This is a genomic window from Phyllobacterium sophorae, assembly GCF_003010965.1.
In the GTDB taxonomy this organism is placed as follows: domain Bacteria; phylum Pseudomonadota; class Alphaproteobacteria; order Rhizobiales; family Rhizobiaceae; genus Phyllobacterium; species Phyllobacterium sophorae.
Window position 1 is genome coordinate 47,833 of record NZ_PGGM01000001.1, and the last position, 23,807, is coordinate 71,639.

Below are 23,807 nucleotides of genomic sequence, written 5' to 3' on the forward strand. Positions count from 1 at the left end.
CATGACAGTTCCATGAAACGCTCGGCCGCCTCGAATCCCATATGCCAAAAGCGATTCTTGCTCATCCATTAAAATGACGCTATATAACGCCTCGAATTCCCGGAAATTGTGGTTGAACCCACGTCCCGCGCCCCCGGAGCGGACGAACGAGAGGACTATATCTATGGCCACCCAGCTTCTTATGCCAAAGGCAACGGCCGTCTGGCTTGTCGACAATACCGCCCTGTCCTTCGATCAGATCGCTGCATTCTGCAAGCTGCATCCGCTCGAAGTGAAGGCGATAGCCGATGGTGAATCGGCACAGGGCATCAAGGGCCTTGACCCGTTGATCACGGGGCAATTGTCGCGCGAGGAAATCGCCAAAGGCGAAGCCGATATCAATCACAAGTTGAAGATTTCCGATCCGAAAGTTCGGGTGCCGGAAACCAAGCGGAAAGGCCCGCGCTACACCCCATTGTCCAAGCGCCAGGATCGCCCGAACGCAATCCTCTGGCTGGTTCGCAATCATCCAGAATTGAAGGATGCACAGATTTCGCGGCTGATCGGCACGACAAAGTCCACTATTGAACAGATCCGCAACCGTACACACTGGAATTCCAACAATCTCCAGCCCATGGATCCGGTAACCCTCGGTCTCTGCTCACAGATCGATCTGGATATAGAGGTCGAGCGTTCTTCCCGTGGCCGGCCAGTTCAGCCCGAAAGTGGCGACACGCTGCTTCCAGCTTCCGCGACTGAAAACCTCGACATTCAGCCAACGGTCCGCGAAGAGGACGAAGAGCTTGATGCAGACAAGGTGTTCGCAAAGCTGTCGTCTCTCAAGGGCCGCCACGAGGACGAAGACGAGGAATAGTTTTCCCAAAAATCGTCAAAAGAGCCCGGCATCGCCGGGCTTTTTTATGATGCTCTCGCCTCCGGTGTCTCGCTAAGTTCGACCCGGCGATAGAAATCCGCCAGTGTCTTTCCGCGTTCCTGGCGGAATATTCGGTCAGCCTTTTCCACCTTGGCAATCCGGTCAATGCGGAACGTGCGAAAATCATTGCGCAATTCGCACCAGCTGATCAGCGTCCAGACCTTGCCCCAGAACCAGAGGCCAAGTGGACGGATATCGCGCACGCTGTCCTTGCCATCCAGGTCCGTATAGGTAATCGACAGGACACGGCACTGTTCGGCCGCATTTTCCGCCAGGTCGATCAACGACCGGTCGCTGTCACTGATATTGTAGCTGGTCGAGTGGATATGCGTATTGGTGATCCGCGGGCGGTCTTCCTTGGGCAGGACAGCGCCGATCTTTATGATGGCCTCCTCGGCTGCACGAGCCATGGATGCACCACCCCAAGCGGTGATGAGCCGGGCGCCCGCCACCAGCGCAACAACCTCGTCGCGCGTGAACATCAAGGGCGGCAGGTCGAAACCCTCGCGCAGGATGTAGCCGACGCCGGCTTCGCCATCGATGGGCACGCCGGTGGATTGCAGATCGGCAATGTCGCGATAGATGGTTCGTTCGGAAACTTCGAGCTTGTCGGCGAGCTGCCGCGCAGTAACGAGACGGCCCCCACGCAACTTTTGCACAATCTGGAAAAGACGGTCAGCTCTACGCATGGCTTAATCCTTCAAGCCCAGCATGATACCGCTCGCCTTCATGCCTGCAATGGCAATGGGACGCGGGCTTGATCTCATGCGATCCGCCAGAATTCAACTTGTCCGTCCAGCTTTTCATCTCACGTACCCTCGCTTTGCCAGCTCAATCACGCGGCTTGGTATTCCCGTGCAATCAGTTCCCGCATCTCGGCGACGTGCCCGGCGCTCTCGGGGAACAGCGCCTCCAGGAAATCGGTCGTGAACGTGCCGGGAGCCGACCCAGGGGCGCTGACGATATGCGCATCCCGCACCGCGTGAGGTACATCCTGGTAAAATGACGAGCCGGCATAATCGCCAATCTTCGATTCGATCCATCCGGCACCATTGCTCGTATGTTTGCGACCCTCAAAGAGGCCCGCACGGGCAAGCGCCAGCGTACCACCGCAGATACCGCCGATGATGCCGCCACGTGCCAAAGTGGCATTCAGGACCGGTGCTATGTCAGGAGCATCCGCGCTTGGCCAAGTGTCCGAGCCAATGACAGCAATTGCGTCGAGGTCGCCATTTTCTTCGACCCCGGTGCCTCGTTCAGCCATCAGCCTGAAGCCGCCGATCGACCGGACTGGTCCGGTCGACGGCGACAGTGCAATGGTACGCGCACCAAACCACTCAACCGCCGATCCTGAAAGCAATCCATACTCCCAATCGGCGAATTGATCGATGAATACGAAACCGATCGTCTTTTTCTGCTCCATGCCCATCGCTCCCATTTTGCTCGATAATCTTAGTATTGTAGCTTGAAATAGCTTGATTTGCGTGTATTTCCCGCTTGCCGAGGCTTTGGCCAGCCTATTTGCCAAGGAGCGAGGTCGGCGCTGGCACTTTCCGTGCCAGCCTCCGTACCCTTCATCGAGCCTCGACGCGCAAGCCGTTCGGCATAAGCATCGGGCCAACCGATATCCTTCAACACATGCTCGGGAAGTGAGTTGAGGTGCCGCTCCGTACGCAGTTCTTCGCGATACGCTGCGAAGTCCGTGAGCAGGCGCCTTACCGTATCAACAATGCCAAAATCAACGTAAGTCATAACCCTGTCTCCTTGTGACTACGGAGACACTATCGCATACCCCTCCTGACAACCTTCTGTCAGGAGGATGTCAAGAGGTGCGCTTTATTTGCAGAGCCAGGTCAGTCGTTCTTGACGCCGATACCCCGCGCATTCAGCACGGCCGTGATCTCGTCGAGAATCGCTGGATCGTCGATAGTTGCTGGCATGTTCCAGGGCTCCCGGTCGGCAATTTTCTGCATCGTCCCGCGCAGGATCTTGCCAGAGCGTGTCTTTGGCAGGCGTTTTGCCGTAAGCGCCATTTTGAACGCCGCCACCGGCCCGATCTTGTCGCGAATCAGGGCGACACAATCCTGCTCGATCTCGCTTTCAGCCCGGGTCACGCCGGATTTGAGCACGATGAAACCGCACGGTACCTGTCCTTTCAGATGATCGGCGATACCGATGACGGCGCATTCAGCCACATCGGGATGGCTCGAAAGGACTTCTTCCATTGCCCCGGTCGAAAGGCGATGCCCGGCGACATTGATGATGTCGTCGGTTCGGCTCATGATGTAGATATATCCATCCTCATCAATGATGCCGGCATCGGCGGTCTTGTAGTACCCAGGAAATTCCGTGACATAAGCATCGCGGAACCGCTGGTCCGCATTCCACAGGGTCGGCAGGCAAGCGGGTGGAAGCGGCAGCTTGACGACGATATTGCCAAGTTCACCTCGCTTGACCGGATGACCGGCATCGTCAAGCACCTGAACGTCATAGCCGGGCATCGGCACGGTCGGAGAACCGTATTTGACCGGCAGCATGCCGAGGCCCGCGGGATTAGCCGCCATCGGCCAGCCGCTCTCCGTCTGCCACCAATGATCGATGACCGGAACGCCCAGCTTCTCTTCAGCCCATTTGATCGTGTCCGTATCTGCACGTTCTCCGGCCAGAAACAGATATTTGAGCGATGAGAGATCATATTTGCCGATGAATTCGCCCTTCGGATCCTCTTTCTTTATGGCCCGGAAAGCTGTCGGCGCGGTGAACAGCACTTTCACCTTGTGCTCGGAAATAACCCGCCAGAACGTGCCCGCATCGGGCGTTCCCACCGGCTTTCCCTCATAAAGGATGCTTGTCGCACCGATAAACAGCGGCGCATAGGCGATGTAGGAATGACCTACCGCCCAGCCGATATCCGAGGCCGCCCAGAATACGTCGCCTGCCTTTGTATCGTATACCGCGCCCATCGACCAGGCGAGCGCCACCAGATGCCCGCCATTATCGCGCACAACGCCCTTGGGTTGGCCGGTGGTGCCGGAGGTGTAGAGAATATAGAGCGGGTCGGTCGCCTTTACTGCCGCACAGGCGATCTCACGGCCGGTGGCCGCAGCGACCGCCTCGGCATAATCGAAATCGCGTCCTTCGACGAGCGCATGCGGCTGTTGCGAACGGACGAGAACAAGACATGTCTTGACCTTGTGCACTGCCTGCTCGATCGCCTTGTCGAGCATTGGCTTGTAGGCGACGACGCGTCCCGGCTCGAGGCCGCAGGAAGTAGCGATGATCATCACCGGCTTGGCGTCGTCGATGCGGGTCGCCAATTCGTGCGCGGCGAAGCCGCCAAAGACGACGGAATGCACGGCACCGATGCGTGCGCAAGCAAGCATCGCGACCACAGCTTCCGGCACCATCGCCATATAGATGATAACCCGGTCGCCCTTCTGCACGCCCTTGTCGGTGAGGACGGCAGCCAGTGCATTGATGTCGCTGAGAAGCTCGGCATAAGTGATCTTGCGCTGTGTGCCCGTTACTGCGCTGTCGTAAATGAGAGCGACCTGATCAGCCCGGCCGTTCTGAACATGCCGGTCGACGGCATTGTGACAGGTGTTGCACTCGGCACCAGCATACCAGCGCCCATATGGTCCATCGTCCGCATCGAAAACTTTATCCCAAGGCTTGCTCCAGTCGATCGCCACGGCGGCGTGGGCCCAGAATGCCATCGGGGCGGCCTGCCACTCCTGATAGACCTCGTTGTATCGTGATGTCATGAATATCCTCCCAGATCCGACAGCATCCCCAATGTCATAAGCAGAGTCAAAGGCCGAATTGACAATCTCGTATGGAACGCTCACAGCTCGCATTTCCGATCACACCGTGCGGACAGAAGCAAACCGATGACCAAAATCCTGCCATTCGCACTGATCTTGATGATGGCATTGCACATCATCAAGCCACTCGGATGGCCGGGGCTCAAGAAGCGTGGTGATTTTTGGAAGATTGCCGCGGGAGCCATTGTGGCAATGTTTATCGTCGTGCTCGCCGGCCACGCGGGCTGAGCGTGTCCTAGGACGATGCCCGTCCATTATCGATGTCAGGCAAGTTGAGAACATAGGGCACAAGGTGTCTTGCCCAGGCGTCGTAGCCCAGCGCGGAAGCATGAAAACCGTCGCTGGAGAAGCCTTCCGGTCCCTCCACGGGCAGACGTGTCGCAGGAATCGCCATGCGCTCGCGGCACAGTCGTTCTCCCAGCTTGTTTATGGCGTCGGCCCTGCCCTCGAGGATACGGCCAAGCAATCCTGGCATGGCGGGGACATCGCGAAAATCGATAATCTTCGACCAGACGATATGCGCTTCCGGCCATTTCGCCTTCAAAGCATAGAGCAGACCACCGAATTCCCTCTTGAAGCGCGGAAGGGAGTGAAAGTTCTTGGTGTCATTGGTGCCGGTCGTCAGCACGATATGGGTCCACAAGCCGCGCTCGATGTTGGGCACCACGTGATCGCGCAATTGCCCCGAAGTCGCTGAATTAAAGCCGGCTGCCCGCCAGATGATCTTGCGGCCGGTACGCCCCTGCAAATGCACTGCAAGCCGCACGCATAGCCCTTGCCAGGGATCGGTGATGCCAACGCCTGCGGCCGAAGAATCGCCCAGAACGAGAAGCCTGATCGCAGGGTCCTTGCCAGCGATTTCGCCCATTGGCAGAGCGCTTGGCGGCAGCATTCGCTCCGTTCGCAAACGCACGCCTATGCCTTGCCAGGCATAGACAGGATAGAGCAGCCAGCTGACCAGCGGATGGAAGGGTGATGATGTCATTACCCGCAATTACCCCACAAAAAAGCCCGGACTGATTCCAGTCCGGGCTCCATGAGATACGCTTTTGGATAAAAAACGCTTAAGCCGCCTTTTCCAGGTCTTTTTTCCAGCCGCCGGTTGCGGCGAGGCCGTTCATTTTGGCGCGATGCGTAAAGGCGCGTTGGCCCGCTGCAAAATTCTCCGGCTTGCCATTCCAGGCATTCAATGCGGCCGCTTGCAGCGCCCGGCCATAGGAGAAGGTAAGCTTCCACGGCGTTGTATAATTCGCATTCATCGCCGAAAGATGCGCAGTAGCTTCTTCGTCGCTTTGACCACCGGAAAGGAAAGCGATGCCCGGAACTGCCGCCGGGACCGTCGATTTCAACAGGCGTACAGTCTGTTCAGCCACCTGCTCGACCGAAGCCGTGCGGGCGTTCTTGCCATCGATGACCATGTTCGGCTTGAGGATCATGCCTTCCAGCACGACGCGGGCGTCATAAAGTTCGTCGAAGACCGTTTTCAGGACCCATTCGGTGACCTCGTAGCAGCGCTCGATCGAGTGGGTGGCGGGCTTGCCATCCATAAGCACTTCCGGCTCGACGATCGGAACGATTCCAGCTTCCTGGCAGAGGGCCGCATAACGGGCCAGTGCTTGGGCGTTCTGCTTGACTGCACCCCATGTCGGTACACCGTCAGCAATGGCAATCACGCCGCGCCATTTGGCGAATCGTGCGCCGAGTTTGTAATATTCCTGGAGACGCTCCCGCAGGCCGTCGAGGCCCTCTGTGATGGTCTCACCCGGGAAACCGGCAAGCGGCTTCGCGCCTGCATCGACCTTGATCCCGGGAATGCAGCCGGCAGCCTTCATGATCTGAACAAAGGGGGTTCCATCCTTGGCGTTCTGCCGAATGGTCTCGTCGTAAAGGATAACGCCGGAAATGTGGTTCTTCATCGCGTCGCCGGAGCGGAACAGCATCTCGCGATAGTCACGCCGGCTATCGGCGGTCGATTCCAGTCCGATCGTATCGAACCGCTTCTTGATCGTTGCGGTACTCTCATCTGCAGCAAGGAGACCCTTGCCCTTGGCAACCATTGCAATCGCGATATCTTCGAGGCGTTCAGTCATAGACTATTTCACTCCGTTTCCTGTGCTCCGGGCCATACCAGAAGCCTATGACAAACGAAATGGCGCTCCAAGGTATTGAAACGATTGAAATTTTTTCAACCGATTTAACTGGATAACATTTCTTGTTCGTCGTTAACCGGGACCCGTAAGGACCCCGATTATACACGAAAAAAGGTCAGCGCTTCAAAACGTCGACACCTGGCAGCGGCTTGCCTTCCATCCATTCAAGGAAAGCGCCGCCTGCCGTCGAAACATAGCTGAAGTCATCGGCAACGCCGGCATGATTGAGAGCAGCCACGGTATCGCCGCCCCCCGCCACCGAGACGAGCTTGCCGGCCTTCGTCCGTGCAGCCACATGACGCGCGGCAGCTACCGTCGCCTGATCGAAAGGATGCAGCTCGAAGGCGCCGAGCGGTCCATTCCAGACCAGCGTCGATGCGTCATCGATCGCACCCTTGATGCGTTCAATCGATTGCGGACCGACATCGAGGATCATGCCATCTTCCGGTATGGCATCGAGACCATAGGCGCGGTGCGGTGCATTCGCCTCGAAATGCCAGGCAACGACAGCGTCCACCGGCAGGATGATCGTGCAGTTCGCGGCGTTCGCCTTGGCCATGATTTCGCGAGCAGTGGCGGCAAGGTCGTGTTCGCACAGCGATTTGCCCACCTTGACACCCTGAGCCGCGAGGAAGGTATTGGCCATGCCGCCGCCAATGACCAGCGCATCGACTTTCTGAACCAGATTGCCAAGGAGGTCGAGCTTGGACGAAACCTTGGCGCCACCAACAATGGCAACGACCGGACGTTCCGGATTGCCAAGCCCCTTTTCCAGCGCCAGCAGTTCGGCCTGCATGGTGCGGCCCGCATAAGCCGGCAACACGTGGGCGAGACCCTCGGTTGAAGCGTGGGCACGATGGGCGGCGGAGAACGCATCGTTGACGTAAATATCGCCATTGGCAGCCAGCGCCGTCACGTGGGCAAGATCGTTTTTCTCCTCCCCCTTGTGAAAGCGGGTGTTTTCCAGAAGCAGGATATCGCCGTCCTTCAGCTTGGCAATTGCCGCCGCTGCCTTTTCACCGATGCTGTCTTCGGCAAAATATACGTTGCGGTCGATGACCTTGGAAACGGCATGCGCAATGGGCTTCAGGGAAAATTCCGCTGTCGGCCCATCCTTCGGACGACCGAAATGCGCCAGCAGAAGGACTTTTGCGCCCTTTTTCGACAATTCGAGAATAGTTGGCGCGACACGTTCGATACGCGTTGCGTCGGTGACGGCGCCGTCCGCAACAGGAACATTCAGATCAACACGCAGGAGAACGCGTTTTCCCGCAACATCGGCATCATCAAGCGTCTTGAAAGCTGGCATGGTCATCACCCTCGTCTGAACGGTACCCGTTCGACATGCAAGCCAAACGGTCCGGATACTCTTATTAAGAAACCAAAATGACGGGTGTTGTCGACCCGCCATTTTGTTTCATGCAGTAGCCATCTGGAACCCTTTTGAGAATTCAGCCTGATGGGGGATCTGGTACGGTTTTCGGGAACCGGAGCGCAGTGGACTTTAGGTCCATGAGCACCGGAAGCGCGGAAAGTCGCATCAGATGCCCATCAGGGTAAAGTTATCAAATGGTCTCAGATCACCTTGCCGAAGGCAACAGCGGTATCGCCCATACGGTTCGAGAAGCCCCACTCATTGTCGTACCAGGAAAGGACGCGTACGAATGTACCTTCCATGACCTTGGTCTGGCTGATGTGAAAGATTGAAGAATGCGGATCGTGATTGAAGTCGATCGAAACATTCGGTTCGTCCGTATAGCCGAGAATGCCTTTCAGCTTGCCGTTGGCAGCTGATTTGACCGCGTCATTGATCTCAGCAACCGTCGTCGACTTCTTGGCGATGAACTTGAAATCCACGACCGAGACATTCGGGGTAGGGACGCGGATTGATGTACCGTCCAGCTTGCCATTGAGTTCCGGAAGCACCAGGCCGACGGCCTTGGCGGCGCCAGTCGATGTCGGGATCATCGACAGGGCTGCAGCGCGGCCGCGATAGAGATCCTTGTGCATCGTATCGAGCGTTGGCTGGTCGCCGGTGTAGCTGTGGATGGTCGTCATGAAGCCATGATCGATACCAACGGCTTCATGCAGCACATAGGCAACTGGCGCGAGGCAGTTGGTCGTGCAGGAAGCATTGGAAATCACCATATGCTCCTTGGTCAACTTGTGATCATTGACGCCGAAAACGACGGTAAGATCAGCACCTTCCGCGGGTGCGGAAACGATAACGCGCTTCGCACCGGCTTCGAGGTGCGCGGCCGCCTTGTCGCGAGCCGTGAAAATACCGGTGCATTCAAGCGCGATATCAACGTCCAGCTCTTTCCACGGCAGTTCGACCGGATTGCGCACAGCGGTGACCTTGATCGGACCGCGTCCAACATCGATCGTGTCGCCGGAAACCGTCACGGTTCCCGGAAACCGGCCATGAACGCTATCGTAACGCATCAGATGTGCGTTGGTCTCGACCGGACCAAGATCGTTGATCGCAACGACTTCAATGTCGGTGCGGCCGGATTCCACGATGGCGCGAAGAACATTGCGGCCGATACGGCCAAATCCGTTGATTGCAACGCGAACTGTCATTTTTATCTTCTCCTTGGGTATTTCCGAGCCCTGGCCTGGATTGTGCGGGAAATCCGTAGATTATTTCAACTTGCTTTCTGCCGCTGCGACAATTGCGTCCGCAGTGATGCCGAAATGCTTGTAGAGCGCTTCGATCGGGCCGCTGGCACCAAAGCCGGTCATGCCTACGAATATGCCATCGAGACCGATGAAGCGATCCCAGCCAAGACGAATGGCAGCCTCAACCGCGACCTTGACCGGCGCATCGCCGATCAGCGCCCGCTTGTATTCGTCGCTCTGCTGTTCGAACAACTCGAAGCAGGGCACCGAAACCACACGGGCCGGATGGCCATTCTGTTCCAGCTGCGCGCGTGCATTGAGGGCGATCTCGACTTCCGAGCCGGTTGCGAAGATCGTAACTTCCGCCTTGCCGCTTGCAGGCGCGAGTTCGTATGCGCCATAGGCGCATTTGTTCTCGTCGACGTGTTCCGTGCGAACCGTCGGCAGGTTCTGGCGGGTAAGGGCAATCGTCGATGGAGTCTTGCGTGACTTGAGCGCCAGTTCCCAGCATTCTGCGGTTTCAACAACGTCAGCAGGGCGGAAGACGTAATTGTTCGGAATGGCACGCAACGCGGCGAGGTGTTCTACCGGCTGGTGCGTCGGACCATCTTCGCCAAGGCCGATCGAGTCATGCGTCATGACATAGACGACGCGAATGCCCATCAGGCTCGAAAGTCGCATCGCGCCGCGCGCATAGTCGGAAAACGTCAGGAAGGTCCCCGAATAAGGGATGAGGCCGCCGTGCAGCGCCATACCGTTCATCGCCGCGGCCATGCCATGCTCGCGAACACCGTAGTGCACGTAGCGCTGGCCATAGTCTTCGGGCGTGATATTCTGGGTCTGGCTGGTCTTGGTGTTGTTCGACCCCGTCAAGTCGGCGGAACCGCCGATAGTCTCGGCCAGAACGCCATTGATGACTTCGAGCGCCATTTCGGAAGCCTTGCGGGTCGCAACCTTGGGCTTTTCTTCCGAAAGCTTCTTCTTGTAGGCAGTGATTGCTGCTTCGAAATTGCCCGGCAGATCACCGCGAACGCGGCGTTCGAATTCCGAGCGAGTCTCGGCATCGACGGATGCCAGGCGATCGTTCCAGGCCGCATACGCTCTCGAAGAGCGCTGGCCGGCTTCGCGCCATGCGCCGAGAATGTCTGCGGGAACAACAAATGGTTCCGATGTCCAGCCAAGTGCCTTGCGTGCGCCAGCGATTTCTTCGGCGCCGAGCGGCGAACCGTGAACCTTGTTGGTACCCGCCTTGGTCGGGGCGCCAAAACCGATCGTCGTCTTGCAGGCGATCAGGGTCGGCCTGTCTGACTTGTGCGCTTTCTCGATAGCAGTTGCGATGGCATCCTGATCGTGGCCGTCGATGCGCAGGGCGTTCCAGCCGGAAGCTTCGACGCGCGCGCACTGATCCGTATTGTCTGCAAGCGACACCGGACCATCGATGGAGATGTTGTTATCATCCCAGAAAACGATGAGCTTGTTCAGCTTGAGATGGCCGGCCAGCGCGATTGCTTCCTGGCTGATGCCTTCCATCAGGCAGCCGTCTCCGGCAATGACATAGGTATGGTGGTTTACCAGATCGTCGCCGAAATGCGCATTCATGATGCGCTCGGATAGTGCCATGCCGACGGAATTGGCAAGGCCCTGGCCAAGTGGGCCGGTCGTCGTTTCGATACCGGATGCATGGCCATATTCCGGATGGCCCGCGGTCCGGGAACCCAATTGCCGGAAATTCTTGATCTCGTCGATGGTCATGTCTTCGTAGCCGGTAAGATACAGCAGCGAATAGAGCAGCATCGAACCGTGTCCAGCCGAGAGCACGAAGCGGTCGCGGTCCGGCCAGTGCGGCGACTTCGGATCAAATTTTAGGAACCGGGTATAAAGGACAGTCGCAATATCAGCTGCGCCCATGGGAAGACCCGGATGGCCCGAATTGGCTTTCTCCACTGCGTCCGCCGACAAAAAGCGGATTGCATTGGCCATTTGGTTGGATTTTTCAGAATTGGTCATGGTTACCGTCTTTCGAGGAGGAAAGGAGATGCCGTTTCTGGAAGCCGGTCAGACAAAATCCAAAAGGCACGCTTCACATAGCAGGTGTCTTGATGGAGTCAATAAAACCTAGGCCAAATTGGGCCCATCGGCAAACAGGTCTTTCGCGGCATGAGATTATTATCGGTGCATGACCGAACCATGACAGCTCGGATTGATTGACGCGGCGTTGATGTAACCCTTAGACTCTCCAACATAAGCTGTTCTTCTTTTTGCGATTCGTTTAAAAAGATTGACACATGGGGAAACGTTGAAAATGGCATCGGAAGCCACCCTCAGACAGGTTCTTGAAAGACTGGAAAAATCTTTGGCGTCGCTTGAGGACGCGGTCGACTTGCGTCTTGAGCATGAAGGCGATTTTGCCGAAGCCGAAGAAGAGGTCCAGCGCATGAACATGGACCGGCGCAAGCTGGCACAGGAACTTGACGCGTCGGAAGGTCGAGCCGAGCGTCTCGAAGCCGCAAACAAGGAAGTTTCGCGCCGCCTTGTGGCGGCGATGGAATCCATTCGCACGGTCCTTGATCGATAAAACTGGGAAAGACAAGCCATGGCCACTGTAACAGTTACGATCGATGGCAAGGCCTACCGGATGGCCTGCGATGAGGGCCAGGAACAGCATCTGACTGGCCTCGCCGAGCGTTTCGACCGCTACGTCACCCACCTCAAATCATCGTTTGGCGAAATCGGTGACCTGCGCCTCACTGTCATGGCCGGAATCATGGTCATGGATGAGCTCAGCGAGTTGCAAATGCGTCTCAAGGGCCTTGAAAATGAAGCCGAAGCGTTGCGCAAAAGCCGTGACGAAGCCTTGGCGAGAGCCGACAAGAACGATGCGGCAATCACCGGCGTCTTGTCGGAAGTGACAACCCGTATTGAGACGCTTGCAACCAAGCTCGCGCCAAAGGCGAATTAGAAGCCTTCCTAGGATTCAGCCTTATGAGGTAGCTGGTGCGGTTTTTGAGAACCGGAGCAAGGTGGATTTTTCCCCCATGAGCACCGGAAGCGCAGAAAACTGCATCCGGCATCCGTCAGGGTCGATTCTCAACCCTCGATTTCCTCGCGCAGCATCTCGAGCTCAAGCCATTCGTGCTCATATGTTTCGAGGCTGTGACGCTTCTTGCCGATCTCTTCGACGGTCTTGTTGAAAAGCGCCGCATTTTTCGTGAACAGTTCAGGGTCGGCCAGCTTCTTCTCGAGTAAAGCAATCTCTGCGTGCAATGTTTCAATTTTTTCAGGCAAGGTTTCAAGTGCGAACTTCTGCTTGTAGGAAAGCTTGCGCTTCTCCTCGCGTTGCGCCGGGGTTTTCTCCGGCTGAGCACCGGCGGCTTGCGGCTTGGCGCTCTTCAAATCCTTGCGCGTTGCGAGCGCTTCCTTCCGTTGCGCCAGCATGTCGGTATAGCCGCCGGCATATTCCAGCCAGCGTCCGCTACCTTCTGGCGCAATCACCGATGTCACCGTCCGGTCGAGGAAATCGCGGTCATGGCTGACGAGAAGCACGGTGCCCGCAAATCCGGCGACCAATTCCTGCAACAAGTCCAGCGTTTCCATGTCGAGATCGTTGGTTGGCTCATCGAGCACCAGCAGATTGGCCGGACGGGCCAGTACCCGCGCCAGCATAAGGCGCGCGCGCTCACCACCGGAAAGTTCGCGGATCGGCGTGCGCAGTTGCTCAGGCTGAAACAGGAAGTCCTTCATATAGGAGGCAACATGGCGCTGCTCGCCATTGACGACGACATTCTCGCCGCGCCCGTCGGTCAGATAATCCGAAAGCGTCTGTTCCAGATTGAGGCCGTCGCGCCTTTGGTCAAGAACGGCTATTTCAAGATTGGTGCCGAGCTTGACGACGCCGCTGTCAGGCGCGAGCAACCCCGTCAGCATTGATAGGAGCGTCGTCTTGCCGGCACCATTGGGCCCAACGAAGCCGACGCAGTTTCCGCGCTGGATCCGCGTCGAGAAATCGTTGACCAGCACATTGCTGCCATAGGCTTTGACGAGGTGTTCCGCCTCAATCACGAGTTTGCCGGATTCCTTCGCATCACTCGCCTTCAAGACGGCCTTGCCTTGGGCGCCGCGATGATTGCGGAATTCGCTGCGCATGGATTGCAGTTCGCCGAGCCGGCGCATGTTGCGCTTGCGCCGGGCCGTCACGCCGTAGCGCAGCCAATGTTCTTCGCGCACGATCTGGCGGCCGAGCTTGTGCAGGTCGCGCTCTTCCTCCTCAAGCACCTTGTCGCGCCATTCCTCGAAAAAGCCAAATCCCTGGTCCAGTCGCTTCGTGACGCCGCGGTCGAGCCAGATCGTCGACCGGCTGACATTCTCCAGGAAGCGCCTGTCGTGCGAGATCACCACAATGGCCGAGCGTATCTGGCGTAATTCGTCCTCCAGCCATTCGATCGTTGTCAGGTCGAGATGGTTGGTGGGCTCGTCGAGCAACAGTATGTCGGGCTGTGGTGCCAGGACTTTGGCCAATGCCGCACGGCGCGTCTCGCCGCCCGAAAGATTGTCGGGCTTTTCTTCGCCCGTCAGGCCGAGATGCTCCAACAGATAGCTGACACGGTAGAGATCGTCCGCGGGTCCAAGCCCCGCCTCGACATAGGCCCGAACATTGGCAAAGCCCTCCATGTCGGGGGCCTGCGCCAGATAACGTACGGTAACGCCGGGATGCTTGAACACCTCGCCATCCGTTGGCGCGACGAAGCCGGCGGCAATCTTCAGCAGTGTGGATTTACCCGATCCGTTGCGTCCAACAAGCGCAATGCGGTCGCCTTCGCTGACGGAAATGGCAGCCTCACTTAAAAGCGGCGTACCGCCGAATGTCAGTGCAATCCGGTCAAGGCGAAGAAGGGGTGGAGCCATGAAAATTTTCAGTTCTGGGAGTTGGAGCAACGATCGGAAGCCAGCCGTGGCACCCGAACATGCGCCTTGTCGGCGAGAATGCCGCCTCTGTCAAATGAAACAGGCCGGAAATTCCGGCCTGTCTCGAATTAATCCGGCAAAGCTCCGGTCAGTAACCGCCGCCATAGCCGCCGCCGCTACCCTCGCAGGGAGCAGTATAAATCGAACCATCACGGCGCTGGTAACGGCATAAATTCTGATCCTGCCCGCGCGGCGTCGTCGCCGTTCCGACAGCAGCACCGAGCAGCGCGCCACCGGCGGCACCGACAATCGTGCTCTTCGTGTCACGTCCCAGAGCCTGTCCGGCCAGCGCACCAACGCCGCCGCCAATCAAGGCACCCGTCCCGGCACGCTGATTCTGCTCACTTGTTGCACAACCGGCAACAGATACTGCCAGAAGCGCTGAAACCGCTACGGCGGTAAGACGAAATCTCATATTTAATCCTCTCAATTCATATAAGTGCGGCACGATCCTGCTTACCTAATGCGGCAGAAGAAAGATCGTTCCTGTTCACCGAAACAGAACAGGCCGGAAGTCCGGCCTGTTTGCAATGCGCTTGCGCTTGAAGTTATTAACGGCAAGGAGCCCGATAACGTTCGCCGTAGCGGTTTTGATAAGTGCAGTAGCCGCTGGAGCGCGGATTGGTTGCAGCGCCAACAAGAGCACCACCGGCGCCACCAATCGCAGCACCCGCCAAAGCGCCTCTGCCTCCATCAATAGCACCACCGGCCAATGCGCCCAAGGCGGCGCCACCGACGCCATAACCAGCAACGCGCTGATCGCTAGTTGTACAACCAGCCACCGACAAAGCCAAAAGCCCTGCAACTGCTATTGTAGACAAACTTTTCAACATGGAAGACCTCTCCCGTTTAAAAACCAAACTCACCAGCTTGCGTCCCCAATGCTGTGCCGCAACAATTACACTTTCCGCTTTGTTTTACAAGCGTTAGGCGATTTGCGGGGCAGCAATCAGGATCGCTTTACCCGAATGGAGCGATACGTGGAGATTTCCACACACAGCATTCGATACTGTAAGAGATGAACCGAAAAAAAGTTCCATATTTTTCAAAGGCCAGCGCGCGCCCTCGATCGAAAGCCCCTGCAATGGCGTAAATGCAACGATGCTGAAGAGCGTCCCGTCGGCAAAATCGAAATCATAAACTCCTGCAACCAGCGGGTGTGCTTCCTCGCTGCCGCTGGAAAGGACAAGCTTGCGTCCTTCGGCTGCGTGAGCCGTCGCCATCGTCAAATGCAGGAGCGTGTGATCGGCGCGCGATCCGCCGAAAGCGCCGCACAGGATGACTTCGCTGGCGCCGAGCCTGTAGGCCTCGTTCAATGCAAGCTCGCCATCGGTCATGTCCTTGGCTGCCGGAAATACGACCCGTGGCACATGGGCATACTTTGCCTCAAGCTCCGGCGATGTCGAATCGAAATCGCCAAGCCACAGCTCGGGTGCGAGACCTAATATGTCAGCGTGTGCGATGCCGCCATCGGCCGCCAGGACGCGCGCGCCGGAGACAAGTTGCCGAAGACGGTCGGAGACGTGAACGGTTCCGCCGAGAAGGATAACGAATTTGCTCATAAAGCGCCCATAGCATGCGGCGGGGCCGGTCGCATAGCTTTGATAAAGCTGGGTTGAAACTATCCCGACATGCCGAGGAAAATGGCCATAACTCCGGCAATGGCAACGCCGATGACTAGAACGAGGCTAGGCGAGATCGCAGGAACCAGTTTCTGTCTTCTGCGCCGTAACAGGATCGCATGCGGCTTCACCGGCCTTGTCGATTGAACCCTCACAGTTGAATATTGAAATCCTTGACCACGAAACATGGCTGATCCTTTCGCGTGAACCGGTCCGTTGTGGATGGTCTGGCGAAAATAGCGCCCCCGAAATCAGCATTCGAGTTGGAAAAACGCTGTGCGGCGAGGGATGTGCCCCGCAATTGTTGGAGAGAGGCGCCCGTCTTCCCCAACCACTCAATGGCCAGACTCAGAGATGAGGGTGTGGCGGGGAAGGAAACATATCATTGAGCCCGCAGATAGCCCCGCTTGCGCACCTGCAGCTTTATCTTTAATCTTTGCAACGCTCTAACGGGGTGCCTGCCTTACCGAGGACAGGCTGAGAGGCTTTGGGAGAAATCCTGCCAACCCGCGGAACCTGATCCGGTTTGTACCGGCGGAGGGATTAGACGCGGCAGTAAAAGCCGGCGCATCAATCCTTTTGAATTGTAACTATGGAGACGCCGATGCGGCCGTTCAATACACTTGTGAAATCAGCAATTCTGGCCGGCGCATTGGCGCTCGGCCTGACAGCCCCGGCAAAGGCCGAGGGCAAGCTAACCGTCTATACCTATGAAAGTTTCACCGCAGAGTGGGGTCCAGGTCCGAAAGTCAAGGAAGCTTTCGAAAAGCAGTGCGGCTGCACCGTCGAGTTTGTGGCAGTCACTGATGGGGTTGCCCTGCTCAACCGGCTCAAACTCGAGGGTCCTTCCACCAAGGCAGATGTTGTCCTCGGACTTGACACCAATTTGACCTACGAGGCCAGCGAAACCGGCCTCTTTGCACCGCACGGCATCGACACAAGTGCCATCTCCATACCCGGCGGCTATCAGGACGATACGTTCGTGCCCTTTGACTATGGCTATTTCGCTGTGATCTACGACACGGAAAAACTGAAAAATCCTCCTGGCAGCCTGAAGGAACTTGTCGAGGGCGACCCGAAGCAGAAGATCGTCATCGAAGATCCGCGCACCTCGACGCCTGGCCTCGGTCTGCTGCTATGGGTGAAATCGGTCTATGGCGATAAGGCTGGCGAAGCCTGGGACAAACTGAAGGACCGCGTATTGACGGTAACACCGGGCTGGTCGGAAGCCTACGGGCTATTCACCAAGGGCGAAGCGCCGCTTGTGCTTTCCTATACCACCTCGCCTGCCTATCATATCGTTGCTGAAAAGACCGATCGTTACAAGGCCGCTCCCTTTGAGGAAGGTCATTATCTGCAAGTGGAGGTTGCGGGCCAGACAGCCAATGGCGCCAAAAACCCGTTATCCGCACAGTTCCTGACGTTCATGACCAGTCCGGCGTTTCAGGATGCAATCCCGGAGAACAATTGGATGTTTCCCGCCGCCAAGACGAGCACTGCGCTCAACCCGGCTTTTGAAACGCTGGTGAAGCCAGCAAAGACTTTGATCTTGTCACCGGAGGAGGTCTCAAAGAACCGCAAGGCCTGGATCGATGAATGGTTGTCAGCCATGAGTTTGTAATGCTGTGACGGCAGACCGCTCCTTGAAACCTCTGGCGGGGGCGTCCGCCCTCGCCCTTCTGGCCATTCTTGCCGGAGGCGCATTGTTGAGTCTGGCGATTGAAGCGATGGGCGGCCGCACGGAGGGCTTTGCCACTTTCGACAGTTATTTATGGCGTATTGCGCGCTTCACGCTGGTGCAGGCGCTTCTGTCGATGCTGCTGTCGGTGGCCCTTGCCGTTCCGCTCGCCCGTGCGCTGCATGCGCATCCGGCGTTCCCCGGACGCGCCATGATCCTGCGGCTCTTTGCTCTGCCGCTGGCGTTGCCGGCATTGGTCGCGGTCCTTGGCATTACCAGCATCTACGGCCGCAATGGACTGCTGGCAGCGACCTTCCGCGCGCTCGGCCTTGACGCGATACCCGATATCTACGGTCTGACCGGCATCCTCATTGCCCACGTATTTTTCAACCTGCCTCTTGCGACCCGGCTGATTCTGTCTGGCCTCGATTCCATCCCCGAAGATTACTGGAAGCTGGCGTCCCAATTAGGCATGAATGGATGGGCGCGCTTCCGGCTGATCGAATGGCCCGTCATCGGGCGCAATCTCTCCGGCATCGCCGGCTTGATCTTCATGCTGTGCATAACTTCCTTCACCATTGTCCTGACGCTCGGCGGCGGACCGCGGGCAACGACACTGGAAGTTGCGATTTACCAAGCGTTGCATTTCGACTTCGACATTGCACGTGCGGTGTCGCTGACGCTGCTGCAACTCTGCCTGACAATCGCAGTTCTGGCGGTGCTGGGGCTGAGCGGCCGGCCGGCGGAAGAAGGGTTTAGTCTGCACACGGCAACACGTCGTTTTGACAGGCCGCCGCTTGGAGCAAAACTGCTGGACGGCGGGCTGATCCTTTTTGGCCTGGTGTTTGTGGGACTTCCCATTGCTGGAACCGTTGTCTCGGGCCTTGCAGCCGATCTGCTCCGGCTGCTCAGCGAAAGACCTGTCTGGCAGGCGATCTTGACGAGCCTTATCCTTGGCGCAAGTGCCGCGGCCCTTTCACTGATTATTTCGCTCGCACTGGTCATGGCTCGCGAATATCTCGCCAATGAGCGCCGTGACGCGCCACCCACGCTCTTCGAGCGTGCGCTCGATCTTGGTGCAAGCCTGATCATGGTCGTCCCGCCTATCGTGATCGGCGCGGGCTGGTTCATCCTGTCGCGCCATTTCGTCGATCCGTTCAGTCTTGCGCCGATCATGGTCGTAAGTGTCAACGCAGCGATGGCTATACCCTTTGCCTTCCGCATTCTGCGCCCGTCATGGGACACAGCGGCCAGCCGCCATAACCGGCTCTGTGCACAACTTGGCATTGCCGGATGGAACCGGCTCCGGCTCATTGATTGGCCTGCACTTGCCCGGCCCTTGGGCGTTGCGTTTGCCTTTGCCATGGCGCTGTCGCTCGGTGATCTGGGAACCATTGCACTTTTTGGCAACAATTCTATTCAAACGCTGCCATTTCTTTTGCTGCAGCGCATGGGAAGCTATCGCACTGAAGATGCCGCCGGCCTGGCTCTTATCCTCGGTTTTCTTTGCCTTCTCCTGATGATAATAGCCGACCGGGGGGCAAGCCGCCTGGCAAGAACAGAGAGCGGAAATAATGGCTAAGCCTTCCGGGCCACATGCGAGCGACGGCGCGTCGATCCGGCTCGATGCAGTGGGCTTCGACTTTGGCGATATGGCTATGCATTTCGATCTTGCCATCGCACCATCCTCGATAGCCGCCATTATCGGCCCAAGCGGGTCCGGAAAGTCCACGCTGCTTAATCTCATCGCGGGATTTGAAACGGCAAAGTCTGGCAGGATTCTGATCGGTGGCCAAGATGTGACGCATGCACCCCCGGCCCGGCGCCCCGTTTCCATGGTTTTTCAGGACAACAATCTCTTTGCGCATCTCGATGTTGCCGCAAATGTCGGGCTGGGCCGCAAGCCGGACCTCAAATTGAACAATGCGGATCGTACCGCCGTGAGCGAAGCGATCCGGAAAGTCGGTCTCGCGGGCAAGGAAGTACGCAAGCCGGAAGCGTTATCCGGTGGCGAACGCCAGCGCGTGGCCATTGCTCGCGCTCTTGTGCGCAACCGGCCCGTGCTTCTCCTGGACGAAGCTTTTGCTTCGCTGGGACCCGCGCTGCGCCACGAAATGCTCGATCTCGTCGGAAATCTGCAAGAGGATACAAGGATGACAATCGTTATGGTGACGCATCATCCGGAAGATGCATTGCGCCTGCCCTCGACGCTGTTCTATCTCGAACACGGCAAAATCGTCGCTTCAGGGCCTGCGAAAGAATTATTGTCAGACAAGAGGCCGTCGCTGTTGCGGAAATACCTCGGTGTGAAAGACTCTGACCTTTGACATATTTTCGACGCCTTGCCTTCTTTAAGAGGACAATGAATTTCTTGCTCAAGGCTGTTTGTCGGGCTAGCAAGAACACAGACATACGAGTCTGCTGATGCGCTACGACAACGAGGACATGATTCTGGGTTCGCTTAACTCCCCCACTGGCAACGGATGGCTTCAAGCCGCTCGCCGCAGGAACCTTGCGCCGGCGACGCTATTGCTTGCGTTCCTGTCGGGGTGCCAGGTGCTCAATGTCGGCAAGGAAGATGCGCTCGGTCCTTCATCGAACCCGGTGACCGTCGACAATGTTACCAAGAACGACCGGTTGGCAAAACTCAGTGCTGAGCAGCATCCGCGCATTCTCGCGACCTATGGCGGAGAGTACAAGGACGCCAAGCTGGAACGAATGGTTGCCAAGGTCGTGGGTAATCTGACCACGGTCTCCGACAATCCGACCCACACCTACCGCATCACCATCCTGAACTCGCCCAACATCAATGCGTTCGCTTTGCCGGGCGGCTATCTCTACGTGACGCGCGGTCTGCTGGCGCTTGCGAATGACAGTGCCGAACTTTCCGCTGTCATTGCACACGAAATGGGCCACGTGATCGCCAATCATGGTATCGAACGCCAGCAGCGCGAACAGGAGGCGCAGATCGCCGGACGTGTTGTCTCGGAGGTTCTGCAGGATGATAGCGCCGGACGCGAAGCCTTGATCCGCGGCAAGTTGCGGATGGCGCAATTCTCGCGCAATCAGGAACTGCAGGCGGATGCTATCGGGATCAAGATGATTGGTGAAGCAGGCTATGATCCGTTCGCCGCCGCCCGCTTCCTGCAATCGATGGCATCCTATGCGGATTTCCGCACTGTCTCAGGTGCGACAGATGCCAGCCTCGACTTTCTGGCCAGCCACCCTTCGGCACCGCAACGCATCGAGCTCGCCCGCGGCCACGCTCGCCGCGTCGGGGCACCGGGCGTTGGCACAACCGATCGTGATTCCTTTCTCCAGGGCATTGACGGCATTCTCTATGGCGACACGCCGGAGGAGGGTTATGTGCGCGGACGGAGCTTTGTTCACCCGCTGCTCGGCGTGAGCTTCACCGTTCCCGATGGTTTCGTCATCGACAACAGTGCCGACGCAGTCATGGCCACGGGACCTGGCGAGGTGGCGGTCCGCTTTGATGGAACGCAGGTTTCGGGCAGTCCGTCCATGACCGACTACATGCGCAGCGGCTGGGTTACGGGTCTGGACGGTGCGAGCGTGACAGCCACAACTTTCAACGGGATGCCGGCAGCAAGCGCCAAGGCCAGGGCCGATCGCTGGGAGTTTGACATTTTTGTTGTCAACGCCGGCGACCGGATTTATCGCTTCCTGACCGCGGCTCCGACCGGTAGCACTGCGCTGACACCCGCGTCGCAGACAGTGATACAAAGTTTCCGCCTGTTGACGCCGCAAGAAAAGGCCAACATCAAGCCGCTGCGCATCCGTGTCGTCACGGTTAGACCCGGCGATACTTTGACCAGTCTCTCTAACCAGATCATGGGAACCGAGCGCAAACTCGATCTCTTCCGGCTGATCAATGCGTTACCGCCCGGGGGGACTGTGTCAGTCGGGGACAAGGTCAAAGTCATTAGTGAATAAAAAAGGCCCGGCAATGCCGGGCCTTTTTTAAATAATCGAATGAACCCGCTTATGCGGCTTCTTCCTGCTCGTCTTCCACAACGGAATCTGCTTCCACTTCGGCATCCGCCTCGGCTTTTGCACCGCGCTTCGGTCCCTTGGCAAGGTTGACTTCGATCAGGCGAACCGCTTCGGTTTCCGACATCTTGTTGACCGCGGAAATTTCACGAGCCATCCGATCGAGCGCTGCTTCATAAAGCTGGCGTTCCGAATAGGACTGCTCCGGCTGGTTGTCAGCACGGAAAAGGTCGCGGACGACTTCGGAGATCGAGATCAGGTCGCCTGAATTGATCTTCGCATCGTATTCCTGTGCACGGCGGGACCACATGGTGCGCTTGATGCGGGCGCGACCCTGTACAACCTTCAACGCACGATCGACATAGTCGGTCTCGGAGAGCTTGCGCATGCCAATTGCAGTTGCTTTGGCAACAGGTACTTTCAAGCGCATTTTATCTTTTTGAAAATCAATAACAAACAGTTCAAGCTTGTGACCTGCAACTTCCTGTTCTTCGATATTGACGATTTGGCCTACGCCGTGGGCCGGATATACAATGAATTCGCCCGTCTTGAATCCAATACGCTGGGCGGCGGCTTTTTTCTGCGGAACTGCTGTCATGCGCTTAACTACTCCTTGCTGCGCCCGGCAAAACGCACCGGCTAAACCAATCACTGGAAACCGGAACCCGGTTTGTCGGCCGCCAAGATATTCGCGCAAAAGCAATCCGGACGAAGCAGTGGGTGGGCGAACAGACAACCATACCCAGAACTGTTAGGTCCGAAATAAATCTAGCCGATTGGTGATTTATGCTTTAGCGCCACGAAATTGACGTCCAATGATCAACATATCCCGTGACCATATCACGAAAAGTGATTAGAATCAACTTTTTGCTGCACTTGCTCAAAAAGAGCGTTTTTGCAAGACTTGCATTATACGGCAATTCACGCTTGAGCAAACACTGATTCACGAAATATTCAGTCACCCTCACCGGGTTCAGGCGAAAAGAACTTTTCGAACTTACCTTCAACGCCGTCCATCTCTTTGGCATCCGCCGGGGCGTCGCGTTTCGCGGAAATATTCGGCCATTTTTCGGCATATTCGGCGTTCAACTGCAACCAGCTGTCGAGACCCGGCTCGGTATCTGGTTTGATAGCTTCAGCCGGGCATTCGGGCTCACAAACGCCGCAATCGATGCATTCATCCGGATGAATGACGAGCATGTTTTCACCTTCGTAAAAACAGTCGACCGGACAGACCTCAACGCAATCCATGTATTTGCAGCGGATGCAATTGTCGGTCACAACATAAGTCATTTGCTGGCTCCTGAAGACACCACAATCAGCGTGTCAGCGGTTCAGGTAACGATTTGACGCCGAGCTGACAAGGGGGGAAAATAAGCTGCGGCACCAGAACGCGGCCCGCATCACGTGCAAACGCCGAAGTTCGTCGCCATCACACCTGAACATGGGCCATACCCAAGTACTCACTGCGCCATTCATCGCACCGCGATGCTTGGCCGACAAGCAATCATTATCCCTTACTAGCGAATTTCGTAGAATATTATTCTAGATCGACGCTCAAGATAGGAGATCATTTCGACAAAAGCGCCGATTTCTGCAATCCTGCGCTCCTAGCTGTCTGAATCGTCGCCATCCCCATGCATCAGTCGATCCACCTGCCGCCGCTGGCGTTTCGTCGGACGTCCGCTGCCGGCATCACGGGCCGGCAATCCATCGAGGCGGCTGATGCCGTTCTTCGGCGGCAAGGGTGGCGATATGTCCTCATATAGTGTTTGCGCTTCCTCGGCCGGACCACGTCGCGTCCCGACCGAAAGGACACGGTAGATCAGAATCCGCCGCTCAAGACTGATCGTCAGAACATCACCCGGCTTAACGCCTTGAGACGGCTGATCGATTTTGTCCTTGTTTATGCGCACCTTGCCCCCGGATACGAGCTTTGCCGCCAAGGAGCGGGATTTGACGACCCGAGCGAAAAACAGCCATTTGTCGACGCGCTGCCTTTCTTCTCCTGTCATTCAGGCGATT

Annotated in this window: 24 protein-coding genes and 1 riboswitch; of the genes, 8 read left to right on the forward strand and 16 right to left on the reverse strand. The window is 57.2% G+C overall.

Annotation, left to right across the window (positions count from 1 at the left end; genetic code table 11):
• Window positions 1-163: 163 nt before the first annotated feature.
• Entirely contained in the window at window positions 164-853 is a 690-nt protein-coding gene (locus tag CU103_RS00285; protein WP_106661940.1) for a DUF1013 domain-containing protein, read from the forward strand.
• A gap of 44 nt (window positions 854-897) precedes the next feature.
• Here the strand turns inward: CU103_RS00285 and CU103_RS00290 are convergent, their stop codons facing one another.
• The 4 genes from CU103_RS00290 to CU103_RS00305 form a co-directional block, all read right to left on the reverse strand.
• Complete coding sequence (locus CU103_RS00290; protein ID WP_106661941.1) at window positions 898-1,602, reverse strand: helix-turn-helix transcriptional regulator; 705 nt, start codon at window positions 1,600-1,602, stop codon at window positions 898-900.
• A 146-nt stretch (window positions 1,603-1,748) separates the two neighbouring features.
• A complete protein-coding gene (locus tag CU103_RS00295; RefSeq protein WP_106662575.1) occupies window positions 1,749-2,336 on the reverse strand; it encodes a DJ-1/PfpI family protein in 588 nt (195 codons plus the stop codon).
• Between the two features lie 29 nt (window positions 2,337-2,365).
• A complete protein-coding gene (locus CU103_RS31910; RefSeq protein ID WP_106661942.1) occupies window positions 2,366-2,665 on the reverse strand; it encodes a DUF1127 domain-containing protein in 300 nt (99 codons plus the stop codon).
• 101 nt (window positions 2,666-2,766) lie between these two features.
• On the reverse strand, window positions 2,767-4,677 hold the full coding sequence (locus CU103_RS00305) for a propionyl-CoA synthetase (protein WP_106661943.1): 1,911 nt from the start codon (window positions 4,675-4,677) through the stop codon (window positions 2,767-2,769).
• Between the two features lie 126 nt (window positions 4,678-4,803).
• On the opposite strand from CU103_RS00305, the gene CU103_RS31275 reads away from it, so the two are divergent.
• Entirely contained in the window at window positions 4,804-4,965 is a 162-nt protein-coding gene (locus CU103_RS31275) for a hypothetical protein (RefSeq protein WP_170116978.1), read from the forward strand.
• A 7-nt stretch (window positions 4,966-4,972) separates the two neighbouring features.
• Here the strand turns inward: CU103_RS31275 and CU103_RS00310 are convergent, their stop codons facing one another.
• From CU103_RS00310 to tkt, 5 genes are all read right to left on the reverse strand, one after another.
• Window positions 4,973-5,722, reverse strand: a complete 750-nt coding sequence (locus tag CU103_RS00310; RefSeq protein WP_106661944.1) for an SGNH/GDSL hydrolase family protein — start codon at window positions 5,720-5,722, stop codon at window positions 4,973-4,975.
• Window positions 5,723-5,801: 79 nt separating this feature from the next.
• Window positions 5,802-6,827, reverse strand: coding sequence for a class I fructose-bisphosphate aldolase (locus CU103_RS00315; RefSeq protein WP_106661945.1), 1,026 nt, complete (start codon window positions 6,825-6,827; stop codon window positions 5,802-5,804).
• A 175-nt stretch (window positions 6,828-7,002) separates the two neighbouring features.
• A complete protein-coding gene (locus CU103_RS00320; RefSeq protein ID WP_106662576.1) occupies window positions 7,003-8,196 on the reverse strand; it encodes a phosphoglycerate kinase in 1,194 nt (397 codons plus the stop codon).
• Between the two features lie 266 nt (window positions 8,197-8,462).
• A complete protein-coding gene (gene gap, locus CU103_RS00325) occupies window positions 8,463-9,470 on the reverse strand; it encodes a type I glyceraldehyde-3-phosphate dehydrogenase (RefSeq protein WP_106661946.1) in 1,008 nt (335 codons plus the stop codon).
• 60 nt (window positions 9,471-9,530) lie between these two features.
• The gene (gene tkt / locus CU103_RS00330) at window positions 9,531-11,516 is read right to left on the reverse strand and encodes a transketolase (protein ID WP_106661947.1); all 1,986 of its coding nucleotides are present in this window, start codon (window positions 11,514-11,516) and stop codon (window positions 9,531-9,533) included.
• A gap of 295 nt (window positions 11,517-11,811) precedes the next feature.
• On the opposite strand from tkt, the gene CU103_RS00335 reads away from it, so the two are divergent.
• Together CU103_RS00335 and CU103_RS00340 are read left to right on the forward strand one after the other, a co-directional pair.
• The gene (locus CU103_RS00335) at window positions 11,812-12,084 is read left to right on the forward strand and encodes a DUF4164 domain-containing protein (RefSeq protein ID WP_106661948.1); all 273 of its coding nucleotides are present in this window, start codon (window positions 11,812-11,814) and stop codon (window positions 12,082-12,084) included.
• Between the two features lie 18 nt (window positions 12,085-12,102).
• Window positions 12,103-12,468 carry a cell division protein ZapA gene (locus CU103_RS00340; protein WP_106661949.1) on the forward strand — a complete coding sequence of 122 codons (366 nt, stop codon included), beginning with the start codon at window positions 12,103-12,105 and terminating at the stop codon, window positions 12,466-12,468.
• 128 nt (window positions 12,469-12,596) lie between these two features.
• On the opposite strand, the gene CU103_RS00345 is transcribed toward CU103_RS00340, so the two are convergent.
• The 4 genes from CU103_RS00345 to CU103_RS00360 all read right to left on the reverse strand — a co-directional run bounded on the left by CU103_RS00345 (window position 12,597) and on the right by CU103_RS00360 (window position 16,033).
• Window positions 12,597-14,411, reverse strand: a complete 1,815-nt coding sequence (locus tag CU103_RS00345; protein ID WP_106661950.1) for an ABC-F family ATP-binding cassette domain-containing protein — start codon at window positions 14,409-14,411, stop codon at window positions 12,597-12,599.
• A 148-nt stretch (window positions 14,412-14,559) separates the two neighbouring features.
• The gene (locus tag CU103_RS00350; RefSeq protein ID WP_106661951.1) at window positions 14,560-14,886 is read right to left on the reverse strand and encodes a YMGG-like glycine zipper-containing protein; all 327 of its coding nucleotides are present in this window, start codon (window positions 14,884-14,886) and stop codon (window positions 14,560-14,562) included.
• 136 nt (window positions 14,887-15,022) lie between these two features.
• Window positions 15,023-15,304, reverse strand: coding sequence for a hypothetical protein (locus CU103_RS00355; protein WP_106661952.1), 282 nt, complete (start codon window positions 15,302-15,304; stop codon window positions 15,023-15,025).
• 93 nt (window positions 15,305-15,397) lie between these two features.
• Entirely contained in the window at window positions 15,398-16,033 is a 636-nt protein-coding gene (locus tag CU103_RS00360; RefSeq protein ID WP_106661953.1) for a thiamine diphosphokinase, read from the reverse strand.
• Between the two features lie 500 nt (window positions 16,034-16,533).
• A riboswitch (TPP riboswitch) is annotated at window positions 16,534-16,653 on the forward strand.
• Window positions 16,654-16,697: 44 nt separating this feature from the next.
• On the opposite strand from CU103_RS00360, the gene thiB reads away from it, so the two are divergent.
• The 4 genes from thiB to CU103_RS00380 all read left to right on the forward strand — a co-directional run bounded on the left by thiB (window position 16,698) and on the right by CU103_RS00380 (window position 21,725).
• Window positions 16,698-17,714 carry a thiamine ABC transporter substrate binding subunit gene (thiB, locus tag CU103_RS00365; protein WP_106661954.1) on the forward strand — a complete coding sequence of 339 codons (1,017 nt, stop codon included), beginning with the start codon at window positions 16,698-16,700 and terminating at the stop codon, window positions 17,712-17,714.
• A gap of 4 nt (window positions 17,715-17,718) precedes the next feature.
• Window positions 17,719-19,353 (forward strand): thiamine/thiamine pyrophosphate ABC transporter permease, encoded by a 1,635-nt coding sequence (gene thiP / locus CU103_RS00370; RefSeq protein WP_106661955.1) that lies wholly within the window; start codon window positions 17,719-17,721, stop codon window positions 19,351-19,353.
• Window positions 19,346-20,098, forward strand: coding sequence for a thiamine ABC transporter ATP-binding protein (gene thiQ, locus CU103_RS00375; RefSeq protein WP_106661956.1), 753 nt, complete (start codon window positions 19,346-19,348; stop codon window positions 20,096-20,098). The genes thiP and thiQ overlap by 8 nt, the downstream gene beginning before the upstream one ends.
• A gap of 118 nt (window positions 20,099-20,216) precedes the next feature.
• Entirely contained in the window at window positions 20,217-21,725 is a 1,509-nt protein-coding gene (locus CU103_RS00380) for a M48 family metalloprotease (RefSeq protein ID WP_106662577.1), read from the forward strand.
• A gap of 49 nt (window positions 21,726-21,774) precedes the next feature.
• On the opposite strand, the gene CU103_RS00385 is transcribed toward CU103_RS00380, so the two are convergent.
• The 3 genes from CU103_RS00385 to CU103_RS00395 all read right to left on the reverse strand — a co-directional run bounded on the left by CU103_RS00385 (window position 21,775) and on the right by CU103_RS00395 (window position 23,797).
• On the reverse strand, window positions 21,775-22,380 hold the full coding sequence (locus CU103_RS00385) for a CarD family transcriptional regulator (protein ID WP_106661957.1): 606 nt from the start codon (window positions 22,378-22,380) through the stop codon (window positions 21,775-21,777).
• 356 nt (window positions 22,381-22,736) lie between these two features.
• Entirely contained in the window at window positions 22,737-23,075 is a 339-nt protein-coding gene (gene fdxA, locus CU103_RS00390; RefSeq protein WP_106661958.1) for a ferredoxin FdxA, read from the reverse strand.
• Between the two features lie 317 nt (window positions 23,076-23,392).
• Complete coding sequence (locus CU103_RS00395) at window positions 23,393-23,797, reverse strand: RNA-binding S4 domain-containing protein (protein WP_106661959.1); 405 nt, start codon at window positions 23,795-23,797, stop codon at window positions 23,393-23,395.
• Between the last annotated feature and the right edge of the window lie 10 nt (window positions 23,798-23,807).